This is a genomic window from Microvirga vignae (assembly GCF_001017175.1).
GTDB lineage: Bacteria > Pseudomonadota > Alphaproteobacteria > Rhizobiales > Beijerinckiaceae > Microvirga > Microvirga vignae.
Window position 1 is genome coordinate 122,324 of record NZ_LCYG01000023.1, and the last position, 12,408, is coordinate 134,731.

General features: G+C 56.0%; 6 protein-coding genes. 1 reads left to right on the forward strand and 5 read right to left on the reverse strand.

What is annotated here, in order from left to right; translation table 11 throughout:
• Positions 1-151 precede the first annotated feature (151 nt).
• The 5 genes from AA309_RS11080 to AA309_RS11110 all read right to left on the reverse strand — a co-directional run bounded on the left by AA309_RS11080 (position 152) and on the right by AA309_RS11110 (position 9,633).
• Positions 152-1,513, reverse strand: a complete 1,362-nt coding sequence (locus AA309_RS11080; RefSeq protein WP_047189072.1) for an NAD(P)/FAD-dependent oxidoreductase — start codon at positions 1,511-1,513, stop codon at positions 152-154.
• Between the two features lie 123 nt (positions 1,514-1,636).
• Positions 1,637-1,891 carry a DUF2934 domain-containing protein gene (locus AA309_RS11085; RefSeq protein ID WP_047189073.1) on the reverse strand — a complete coding sequence of 85 codons (255 nt, stop codon included), beginning with the start codon at positions 1,889-1,891 and terminating at the stop codon, positions 1,637-1,639.
• Between the two features lie 479 nt (positions 1,892-2,370).
• Entirely contained in the window at positions 2,371-4,689 is a 2,319-nt protein-coding gene (locus tag AA309_RS11090) for an nSTAND3 domain-containing NTPase (RefSeq protein WP_052954632.1), read from the reverse strand.
• 56 nt (positions 4,690-4,745) lie between these two features.
• Positions 4,746-6,740, reverse strand: a complete 1,995-nt coding sequence (locus AA309_RS11095; RefSeq protein WP_047189074.1) for an ATP-dependent nuclease — start codon at positions 6,738-6,740, stop codon at positions 4,746-4,748.
• 730 nt (positions 6,741-7,470) lie between these two features.
• Positions 7,471-9,633, reverse strand: a complete 2,163-nt coding sequence (locus AA309_RS11110) for an AAA family ATPase (RefSeq protein WP_084731093.1) — start codon at positions 9,631-9,633, stop codon at positions 7,471-7,473.
• Between the two features lie 823 nt (positions 9,634-10,456).
• Between AA309_RS11110 and AA309_RS11115 the strand changes: the two genes are divergently transcribed.
• Positions 10,457-11,077 (forward strand): hypothetical protein, encoded by a 621-nt coding sequence (locus tag AA309_RS11115; RefSeq protein WP_150117497.1) that lies wholly within the window; start codon positions 10,457-10,459, stop codon positions 11,075-11,077.
• Positions 11,078-12,408 lie beyond the last annotated feature (1,331 nt).

Genomic DNA, 12,408 nt, shown 5'->3' on the forward strand with positions numbered 1-12,408 from the left:
GCTGTTGCATGCTCCTTAAGTAGTTGATTTCTCAGTCGCTGACCTTCGAAACTTTGTTGCCAATGACGAGTAAAAAGCGAGTTTGCAACAGATCCACAGAGCCTGCATGCCTTCCCTGCCGCCACCACGGTCAGCCGTCGTCCATGTGCCCCTAGTGCCAATCCGGGCCCGCCCTACTGGGTTGGTTGCGATCTGAGCTCCGCCTGACCTCGACCGAAGATGCGAGCGGTTTGGTCTTCTCCGTCTGCGCCGCCTCCTGTGCGTTGGGGCCATCGACAATGAGGCGGGCACCTCGCTGATACGTCAGATAGTTCCAGAACCAGTTGAGGGCGACGACGGCGCGGTTGCGCAGGCCAATTAGGAAGTAGACGTGTGCAAAGCCCCAGAACAACCAGCCCAAGAAGCCCGTCAGGTGCATGTGATCGAGCCTCACCACCGCAGCCTTGCGGCCGATCGTGGCGAGGTCGCCTTGATGACGGTACCGGAACGGCCCGAGGTTGGGTCTTCCTGTGATCCTTGCCGCAATGACATCCGCTACGTAACGGCCCATCTGCTTCGCCGCCGGAGCAATGCCGGGCACCATCCGTCCGGTCTCGTCGGCCGCCGCCGCGGTGTCGCCGACCACAAATATCTCAGGTCGGCCAGGAACCGTGAGATCCGGGCTGACCTTCACCCGCCCGGCCCGATCTCTCTCCGCCCCGATCCACTCGGCCGCCGGCGAGGCGACGACACCCGCAGCCCACACGATTGTACCGGCCTCAATCCGCGATTCCTCCAGATCGACCCCACGTTCGTCGCAGTGCGTCACCCGGGCCTGGGTCATGACCTCCACCCCCATCCGCTCCAAGGCCTCCCGCGCATAGGCCGAAAGATCTTCGGGAAAGGTGGGTAGCAGGCGCGGACCGGCTTCGATCAGGATCACGCGGGTGGCGTGCGGGTCGATGCGCCGGAACTCGGCGGGCAAAGCATGATGCGCCACCTCGGCGATGGCCCCGGCCATCTCGACGCCCGTGGGACCGCCGCCAACCACCACAAACGTGAGCAGCCCCCGCCGTTCCTCGACATCTTCGATCAGTTCAGCTTGCTCGAAGGCTGTCAGGATCCTGCGGCGGATGGCAGTCGCGTCCTGAATCTGCTTCAAGCCTGGAGCAACGGACGCCCACTCCGGGTGGCCGAAGTAGGAGTGCGTGGCACCCGTGGCAAGAACCAGGTAGTCGTAAGGCACGGTCACGGGCCCGGCATGAACAAGCCGTTGCTCCGTATCGATGGCGGTCACGTTCGCCATCAGGACGGTTGTATTCGTCTGCCGCTTGAGGATGCCGCGGATCGGCCAGGCGATGTCGGCCGGCGACAGGGCGGCTGTCGCGACCTGGTAGAGCAAGGGCTGGAAATAGTGGAAGTTATGACGGTCGATCACGGTCACCTCGACCGGGAGCCGCGCCAGGGACTGGGCGACCGTCAGCCCGCCGAACCCTGCTCCAACGATCACGACCTTCGGCACAGTGTTGGTCATGGTGCTCCCGTTGTCTGTCGAGGTCCACCGGACGGGCGGATCCTCGCACTGCCAACCGAGGCACGGTCCCGATGTTCCCTCCACGACGGCAACGGTAGCTGCCCCCTTCAACCACTCTCCAGGTTACTTGGCCATCCGTTCATCGGGGATCTCGCCGGTGGCGGCGGAATTCGCTTCTACCACGGTAACGGGCGGAGCATCCTCCACCGTCGCCTCGGAGCGCTCCTGGCCCTGATCAGCCAGTTCACGTTCGGCTCTGAACCAATGGTCCTCGGGATTGCCGGCGCGGCCCTCACTTTCCCAGATCTCATAGGCCCGTTGTCGGATCCTGTCATCTTGGCTGGTAACGATAGCTGCGGCAGACACTATGTCGGACATGATCGTCTCCCTTGTCCTGGCACCCGTTAATGATCAGGCCAGGGGGATGTTCACCGCTTGCCGTTATGGATGTGGCTGCCGCACGCGAGGCTTACCTGCGAACCCATGAACGACGGGGAGCCACCCCCATGAACAACGGGGAGCCACCGGGGCTTTCCGGCTGGACCTTGTCTTCCGCAGCGTATCGTCTGCCCTGAAAGTCTATTTTGGTTCGCTTTTTGAAGTTCAGAATGTGGTGAGCGATGTCCGGTAATCCCTACTTATCGGACATTGCCATTGCTCCGCTGACATTTAACCCGGAGCTCACGTCGGGTGATCTATCACGAGTTGCAGTGGTTTCTCTATGCGCCTAATTGAGATTCCGGTCAGTTTAGACCCACATCACTGGCAGCATGTTAGTAGCGGCTTACTGCTCAAAATGATCGATGACATGCATTCGTGAGACGATGCAAACTTTCGTAGAGTAACCTTCGATAAACTCATTCGTGTAAATCATCGAATATGGAGCGGGCGCCTCTTGCAGATGAGGGCGATGGCGCGACCGTATAGTCATCGTCTTCCGGTGCCCATGGATTATTCTTACGATCCTCAATGAAGCTCTCGATTCTGCTCTGCGCCTCATCTATTGCTTCTCTCCCTTCCTCAAATAAGAAGCAGCGATCAAGTGCTTTGAGAGAATCTCTCAATAGACTAAGAGCCTCAGCAGCATCCTCATGATAACTGACGTTGTCTGCAGCTTCTTCAACGACACCTTCTAACTTGGGAAGCAGGTTTTCTCTAATCTGAAAACCCAATCGGACAAGCTCAAGCGGCTCAAAGAGCGAAAGGTTGAGCTCATCATCCAGAAATGTGGCGTCGCAATCATCTAAGAGAGCATCCCGCAACATGGATACACCAACTCGGCGGGCATCCTCTGGGAGCCTCCCTATCTCCTTTAACCTACGGATCAACCGGAGTAATGGGCTCCATCTAACCTGGGTGTACGACCACGTTTCCCGGCTCAGGACCTCAGGCACGTTGTCCAAGACCAAATTGAGAAACGCATTATCGGCACGTTCAGCCAGAAAATTGAAAAGCCTGCCGTTTGCGTCACGATCGCTAGGGCACCTGCGTACCCGCTCTAAGAGCAATTCATAGTACTGTGGCGGCACCCGCACGGGGAATCCGTAAACTCCTACAGATCCACATGCGACTTGCGTGAAAATATCTTCCGCTTTCGCTCCACGAAGAAAAATCTCTACTGACTCGGGATTACGAGCAACCACATCCGCATATGCATCAAAGATTGTAGGATGCTTGTAAATCCAAACAAGCTGGTCTTGATCTTGAACATTCAGGACCATGCTACCCTTCAAGTTCTGAAGAGCCGTTCTGATTTGTGGCAATTTGATATTTGTCTGCTCTTCAACCAGAGATAAAGCAGGATCGTCGCTGGAAAGCGGGGATGGCACGCGTCCGCCATGAAGGAACATCAAAGCTAGTGCTGCTCGTGCCTCAGATGGAAGTTCCTCAATGGTCCGAGCTAAGAAAGCCTTCGGCTCTGAAATGAACCGCATCAACCCACTTTTCTCGAGGCTGATCTCTCGCGTGAACGCTCGATATCCGAGCCGTCGGGCGATTTCAGGTAGAAACATATGGTGCTGGGCTACATCAGATAAAAAAGGTGCAATCCTCTTGCGCCATAATCCCGTCTGATCGCCTACCTTAATATGGTTGTAAAGGATCTGCTCTTTTTCCTCCTGAGTCAGATCAGCCAAGTTGATAGTTATTTGGCTTTCCTCACCCTCTTCTAAAGAGGGAATTGAGGAGAATCTAAGTTCTTTCCTTGCCTCATTCCAGATGTAATCACGAGTAGTAAAGACAAACCGATTGCCTTTTGACAGAGCAGTCTTCAGCTCTGGAATTCTCCTTACCCACTCATCGACATAGTCGCGACGGATTTGGTTAGCACCGAAAGCATCATCGATCCAGAAAAAGCGTTTAGTTTCATGGGGGTTCCAGCGGTCTGAAAATTCACTAGGCCTATCCACTCGGACGACATCCGCCGCTTCGTTATCCAGAGCATTTGCCGCGAGGATCGCTGCGATTGTTGATTTTCCCGATGCTGGTTCTCCAATCAGCATAACAATCCCGTGTTGATGAAGCGCTTCGACCGCCTTTCGATGAGCAGCTGTCGGAACATAGGTCGCCAGCCCATCATCACCGAGACGCTGCAGGACTGCACGAGCCTGATCAATCCGGCGGGCATCGGTTATCCATCCGAGATCCCCGAGACCATACACGCGTGGTACAAGTGCCCTGAGCTTCGGGCTCGAGCGCAGATAGAGCGTAATCGCATCTCGGCCAAGGACCGTTGGCACCCGAACGCCAAGTGACTTTAACCATTGCGAAGCCTCCGCTTCAACGGGCCCGTCAACGGTCATGTTGGTCATAAGCACGTAACCTTCTGCGAGGCCATCTCGCACGAGGTCGCGAATGCTTTCCTCTTCCCCTTTTAAATCTGACACCCGCAGTCGTCGATCTGCCTTGGAAGTGAACTTACACTGGATGGTTGAAACAGAAGGGTTATTGAGCGTCCCCGTTCCAGGCCATTGACCGAGAAATGCAGCATCTCGGCCCCCATCCTGGGCTGGACGGAAAATTGTCACCACTCGCCCGAGAACTTCGCGCGCAATTTCTGCACATAAATCCTGGAAGGCTTTCCACCCAAGTGTGTGCAGCGCAAAATCAACCTCTTGAGCCTGTGGTGTCCGGGCAACTTGGCTGCCCGCGGTATTTTCAGGTTGGCCGACGTTCATTTCTCACTCACGAGTCTAGGCTCAGTATTTATGTGCAGCTCGATCTATATCAGGCACTAGTCTCGAATAGCGGCAATTGCCTCAACTATCGAGGCAAGCGTCCCACTTTGGCGCCCTTGCTTTGCACAGGCTTCAAGAACCTCCTTCATAGCGCGGGGTGTCTTTTGGACGTCAGAACGTGCCTCCATTCCGAATTTAGCCCGGGCAGCCTCCAACTCGCCATCGAACAGATCAGACCCTATTTCCTCTCGAAGGGTAGCTTCGAGGTGCTGCTCAAAGCATGCATAACTCGCTTCTACCGCACTAAGAGCATCGGAAATCAGTGCTTCCGGCCGGCCTACGAGTCTCATAAGCGCTCGGTTGATATCTGCCTGTTTGACATTTTGCCCGTTCCGGTCGCAATCCCAGATAACGAATGTCGGAATCTCGAGTTCGGAAAATATTGCCGAAGGCTTATCTAATTTGGTCTTCCCATCAACTGGCAAAACGGCAATGCCAAGCGCCTCAAGATCAATACCTTTTAGTGATGCCGCGGCAAAGATCGCAGCACGATCACTTACGCCTTCAACAAGTACCACACCGTCTGCAAAGAATCCTTCAGCAACCTCCGTGTTTATTGTGTGAAGTCGGACTCGCAGGGTATCTGGCGAGAAGCTCCCTTCTGGACGTTGCCAGGCTTTCTCCAAACGTCTGGCAACTGACTCAAGCGTGGATGATGTAAGATGGCATTCTTTGTGGTCGTGGCCATCTACCCGGTGACGGCGCGCTAACCGGATTTCATCGAACCGATCAATCGAAACGAATAGGGCGGAGTGTGAGGCAAAGATTACCTGGGTTTGCGTTGCAACACCTGGGAGGCTGCCATCGCATAGACTTGACAAGACCTTCGCAAAATGACGCTGCTTGGTTGGATGCTGGTAGAGTTCGGGCTCCTCAACTGCGAGGATGAGTCCAGGCATGACATGAGATGGAAGTGGGACATCGCTCTTGATCTCACAATCTTCTTCGTTGCCTTGTTGCTCCGAGCCATTAAGCCTTGCTTGCTCTGCAGCTACTGCTTTTGTGAGGTGCTGAAGGAGTGTGAGGACGAACGCGCGCTGGAGCCCGTGCCCTTTTTTGTCAACTGGTCCCTCGAACCCGTCATCGTCGAGGAACACATCAGCGTTTGGCAAAGGCACTTCAAGCTCGTTCGGAGCCTGCCAGCGCAGTGTTACACCCGCCTCGGCGTAAAACACCTGCAGAGTTTTCGTAAGCTCACCGGATAATAGCCCGAGTTCCTGAAGCTTCGAGGGATCAGTTAACTCTCGGTACTGTTCACTAACTGTCCTCTGCCAAGTCTTGACATCCTCTCGCTGTAGGACCGCACTTCGGACCACTAACTCCATCAGTCGGGCGATGACTGCACCTTTCCCGTCAACTGCGTCCGCTGATGCGTCCCGAACGGCTGGGATAAAGACAAAGTTTGTTGACTTTTGCAGTGAACCTTTTGCTACGTTCGTGAATCCGAAGAATTGGCCATCATCTCGCTGCAACGTGAGGAGGTGCGGGTTTTGCGTTTCCCAGATCTGAAGTGCGCCAGGGATATCATCGGCTCTCCTAACTGCTGGTAATGTTTCATATATCGCGTCGCTCTCACGAGTTTTTCGATATGCTTCGTTACGGGCCTGAGCACCGTTCGCAGCCCGAATTTCTGCAAATCCAGCATGCTGCAGTGTCATTCCATAGTAGCGGCCGTTATTTCGCCCCGCGGCAGCTTCGAAAATCCGGACTACGGACATCTCATCGCAGTGTATATGGGAAGCAAATATTTCTCGCTCTTCCCTACTAAAATCTGAAAATGTAAGTGCGATTTCTATCGGCCCATCTGTCTTACGACCGAAAAAATCGTCCAGCTCTACAGTCGTCGACTGGCCGTAAAATCGATCTATCGCTCGGAGTAGCGTTGATTTACCTGCACCGTTGGCACCAAGAATAGCCGTTTGCTTGTTTATTTCGATAGTAGTCTCTCGGATTGAGCGGAAATTCTTCACGTTAACGCGCTTAAGTATCATTGCTCCCGCCCCCCAAGCGGTATTGGGAGGCTAAATGGCTGCTTCAAAGTTGGAAGCCCAAATTGGTCTGTTGGGCCGACTGTCCTCAGCTTTTCGAGACGCGATGAATTCAACATAGTGGCGTGTCGGTCCTACCCAATGTCGGACATTAAGTATATTTTGACAGACACCCGCCGAACGCGATCAAACCAAGCAACGAATCCACTCACGCAGTGAGCTTTTGCGTGGTGAGCGGCGTGCCCGCTCTGATAATCACGTGGCCAGGTCCGCGAGGGACTCTTGGCTCCTCTGTGAAGTTGGGTGCGCAGGGACAGATTGACGCGGTGATTCGAAGCAGTCGAGGCAGGGTTGTTGTATCAGCGTTGTATCACGCAGTTCCTTGAAGGCTGCGCCCCAGAGCCAATCGCTACTAAATTCTTGAATCTCATCAGAAAATTTTGGAGCGGGCGATGGGAATCGAACCCACGACATTCAGCTTGGGAAGCTAGCATACAGGCCCGCGATCCGCGCGAGCCTGTACATGTATTTGTCCGATCAAAGGTATCGGATATCGAAACGTGTCTTCAGCCGCTCAAACGAATCTCGCCTGCGAACAAGTCCGGTTAGGGTACTGATCAACTGATCTGGCCCCACCTGAAGGGCCTCTGATAGCTGATCAATGGCATCGACCAAATCTTTGATTCTCCTCCTCTGGTTGAGATCATTGTACTCGGTCAGCTCATCCTCGATCCTAAACATGACGCCCCCCATTCTTCACGTTGCGGATGTCCTTCTTGGCGGAATCTGTTCGGCCAGCTTCCGCCTCCATCAGGGAAGCAACCTCCTCTCCAGACAAGAAGCCCAACCGCTCAAGGGCGTCAGCCACCCTGTTCAGAGCGCCAAGGCGCTCGGTCAGGATCACGGTGGCCCGTTCGGCGGCTTCATCAAGCCGCTCTTTCACAGACGCTATCACGCCCGGAATTGCCGCGAAGTTGTCGGCTGCGGTCTGCTCAATGTACACGCTTCCAATCGTGCCGAGGCCATAATGCAGTTCGATCGCTCGGGCGATGGCGGTCGCCCGTGCCAGATCGGAGTCTGGGATGGCTCCTGCCCCAATGCTGACGTCGCCGATGATCAGCCGCTCGGCAACCCGTCCCGCCAATAGCAACGTCATAGCGTCCTCGAGCTTCTGCAGAGTGGCGGAACCGTCAAGATCGCCCTCAAGTTCGGTAATGCCGCCGCCATCATGAAGCGAAACCCTGATCAGGGATCCAACTCCGAGTTCCCGGCTGATGACTGCATGGCCCGCTTCATGTACCGCAACACGGCGCCTAACCTCCTTTTTCATCGGCTGCCGCTTGGCCCTGATTTCGGCAAGCACATCATCAATCGAGAGCAGGCGCTTGGCGCGTCGGGCCGTCCCCTTGGCTCGGCGAACGAATGCCTCAACGTCCGCGCCGGTCGCTCCCCGGGCTGCCAGCGCCAATGGCATCAGATCGGTATACGCGGGCAAGTCAGTCCCGATGTGATGGCGGAAGATTTTGGCCAACGTCGGCGTGTCGGGTTTGCCAATGGCAATTTCCCGATCAAGGCGCCCCGCCCGCTTGATGGCAGCGTCAATCTTGTCAGGGAAGTTCGTCGCCCCAAGCACGACGACCCCGGGCCGCTCGTCGATCCCGGCCAAAAGTTCGAGGAGCAGGTTCACGATCTGCGTCCAGTATTCGACGTAGTCGCCTTGCAAGCGGGCGCGATCGGATATGCCGTCGAGCTCGTCGATGAACAGGATGCACGGTGCCAGACGCCTTGCCTGACCAAACGCATTCCGGATTGCCTGGAGTGTTCCGGACAAATAGCTGGCCGCATTCCAGTCAGCAACGCTGGTTGCGACCAGCGGTACCCGTGCGGTCTTGGCAAGAGCCCGGGCATATTGGGTCTTCCCTACCCCTGGTGGCCCAGAGAGGAGCAGCCCCTTATGGTCGACAAGCGACCAGTCGATCCGCCCTGCCTTCAGATCGGCAAGGTCGGCCGCCAGCTCCAGCCCCCAGGTTTTGGCCTCACCGTAGCCATCGAGCTCCTCCAGCGATGGCCCCTCACCAAGATAGTCGGCCTTCTTCGCCACCGCGGCCTCAAGGAGAGCGATGCAGGCGTCGGCGGATCGGTCAGACCGGAGAGCCAGGGGAAGGTCGGAAATGTCGAGGATGCGGAGGACATCGGGATCGATGTGCCGGGTTGGAGTCTCGCCTGTGACCGCCTCGACAACAAGGCGCAATGCGCTCTCGTCGAGCTGGGGCATCGCGAGTTGGTATTCGGCCGCACGCATCAGGTCACGAGGCAGGTGACGCCGCGGGTCAGGCGCCACCCCGAGGATCGGTAGCCGCATGTGCAACGCGAGCGCAACCAGATCATTGTGTTTGTCGGGCCTATCGTCTTTGTCCGTGCCGTCGCGGGCCAGCAGAAATGCCGCATTGTCTCCATTTCGATTCCTCAGGTCAGTCCCGTAAACCCTCATGTCAGCCGGTAAGGCGCAGGCCTTCAGGATCGCTTTGGTCGTGGCGACGATATCCGGCGTGTGGGTGGCGAGAACAACGACCGGAGCCTCCCGACGCAGCCGCCGCACGAGGCCGGGTTCAGCCTCGATGGCGCGAGCTGTTAAAACCGCAACCGCAGCGAGGTCGGGTCGCAGCGAGGTTTCAGCCTGCGAACTCGCTATGTCCGACAGATCGTCGAGAAGTCTCTCGATTGGGTCGTCCGGGTCCCCAACAGATCGAAGCATAGGCTTGATTTTAGCCCCCTCGTCTCGGGCCAGAATATCAATGAAGGCCCGGGCGAGCAGATCCGGAGCGTCTCTTCTCTGGGGCGATCTGATGGTGTCGGATGGTGACGATAATTGCTGCGTCTTCGTACGACGGGACATAGTGATCTCCTTGGCGCCGTTGCGCCTGCAATGTGCTTGAGATTCGGAAGGTCACGACGCGGGTTGCTGGCTAAAGCCAAGACAATCAAAGGCGCCGGTTTCGAGAGATCATGCCCGTCATGCACGATGAGCTAGTTACTAGAACAAAACAGGAACTTAAACAAGCTATCCGTAACGCGGGTGCCGATTTACCCACAGCCACAGTTCAGTCCACCTGAAGCCGAGGTTTGCGATGTGTCGATCAGCGCCGCCGTGGTCTCATCTCACCCTAGCCCTCCTCCGTGGGCCCGCGTGTGGTTTGTCCCCTACGCGCATAGGCCGCAGATCAACTGCCCTGCGGACCTCCTAAACGGTTGGCGCTACCGGCCGTACATCCAGCGAAATGATCCGCATTCACACGCTGTGTCGTCACCGGCAAGGCAGCAACCAGCATGAATTAATCTGCAGGATGCACCGGCTAATCCTGCACTCTTCCTGGATTAAAAGTCGTCGAAATTGCCTATTCCAAGGATTAAATCTAGTCTTATACCAACATCCCACTACACCACATAGAATAGCTGATTGGTCACAAAACATACCTGCCGCGCTCATGTGATACCTTGTGAGTCATTCTACGACGATTAACCATGATATAGTGGCATCGTAATCATCTGCTTGACGATCGGGCGCTATATTGCTGTGTTTTATTCAGATCGATGAAGGCGGTCTCTGGTAAGACAAATGGGGAATATTGCTGCAATCTGCCTATTCAGACGAAACCAGGCCAACTCCAATAATGTGGTCGATAGGTCCGAAGACTGCAGCGCAATTAGAGGATCCGCCCATGCGACGGATGGCGTGCAATATGTCGGGTTCGACCTTAGCCGAAAACCGCCCCGGCTTCTCATCGTTCAAGACCGGCAGCGACCCAATTCACTATCAGCACAGATGGCATCGTGATGCGCTGATCCAGTTGACCCTTGATCCCACGATCACAGCTCTTCGACGTATCTCAGATCCGGTTTCGGGCCTGCCCAGCGAAATCTCTGGTGCGCTGATCGCCTTCCATGGATCCGCCCCCGTGCTGGTTGGACTTGCGGATCAGGCCATCGAGGTGAAGCCCAGCGTCGTGAGCGGCTTGCCGTTTGTGGCCCTTACACGTCAGGAGATCCGCACGGACCCTCGGGTGACGACGGCGCGGACAATCTGGTCCACCCGGGCCATTCAGGTCGCCCCTGGCGATCGCATCCGCATCCTCCAACGGCTCACCAATCAGCCGGCCGGACTGCCGATCCTGACCTTACAGGAGGAAGTCCGATCATCTGCCGAAGATCCGATCAACTGCATCCTTGCCCTGGTCTGCGATGGCCTCCTCTCGATTGATGCGAGCAGGCATCTCACGCCAGAAACGATCGTCAGCCGCTGTGAAATGCCCTCACGAGACCACACCGGCGCCGGCCCCTGAACTCTCGAAGCCTAGAACTTTCTTGGTCTGGAACGAGCGGTTGTAGCCATTGGAAGCTAAGCATCCGATCTGCATGCACTCCACCGCTATCGCAGAGTCCAAGTGACCTAGCGTTTCAGGTTCAATCCGGCAGACAGGGGAAGAAGCAGGCTACAACCTCATCCTCTACCCGACGGCACGTGATCGCATGTTTGTCGGAGCGCTTCGAAGCCAGGAACACGGCCAGAAGGCACTTCGGTAGTGGCATACAGCTATCTTCTCCGTTGGGGTTACTGACTTGCCTTGAGCGGCGCAGCACCAGCCAGTGCCGCTCATTCAACCTACAATGCTCGATCAGTCACCACCCACGACCTGCTACGCCCACGTGCAGGCTCTATTTGCCAGGTCCCCTCCTGAATAGAACGGCATCGGCAGTAGCGTGAATCGTCTTCGCCCGGGCCGCCGTTGAAACAACTGCAGTGACTGGTAGCCAACGCCTTCTCAGACCGGTGATCGTGATTGTGCCAAGCAATGCGATGGTGCCCCGAGACGGCCTCGTAAAGCAGTTCCGCCCGACAGCACTGCGGTATGCCGCGCCGCAAATTCAGCCGGCCCAGTTAACTTCAATTTCTGTGGAAAGCGGGGTCTCGCTCTAAAAGATCTCTTAATTACCAAGAGGTTCGTCCGTCGCCTCGATGTTGAACTGTGGAGAAGTCACTTGAATGTGCGTCCGATTGGCACTCGGAGGAAAGGCTTCCTTAACGGGTCGCGAATCGAGCCATCTGCGAAAGCATTCGTGGCTGCTTCCGCAATTTCCATGAAACCCAAGGGGTTGTGCATGATCGCCCCTCCCATCTGCACTTTTGTTACGCGAGCAAGGACTCAAAATGTGGAACGAATCAAGTCCGATCCTAAGGAAATTATCCGAGCCCAGCACAGGGAAAATTAGCGAATCGATGTCACATTAACCCGACTAAGTGACTCAAAAGACTCAGCTTTTCGAATCCAACGCGAGACAGCCATTGCCCCGGCGGTGGCACACCAAGGAGAACTAGTATGCGTATGGGAAGCGCCCTTCCCCAAGGCCCATAGGACGCACAAAACAAAACGCGCGATCCTGGCAGACCGCGCGCTTGCTTTAGACTGATCCCCTCCGAAGGCCAACAGGTTCGCAGCCAAAAACCTTCGGAGAAAACCCCAATCCTTCTGGTTTGCTTAACAACCTGGAAGGGTGATGCGCGGGCATTGCTCGCGAATCCACCACAGTGTTCCACGGATCCTTGCGGCCTGCAATTGGCATCCCCGGACACGGATCGGTCTGAAGATTCCCTCCCCAATCAGAGATCGCAACA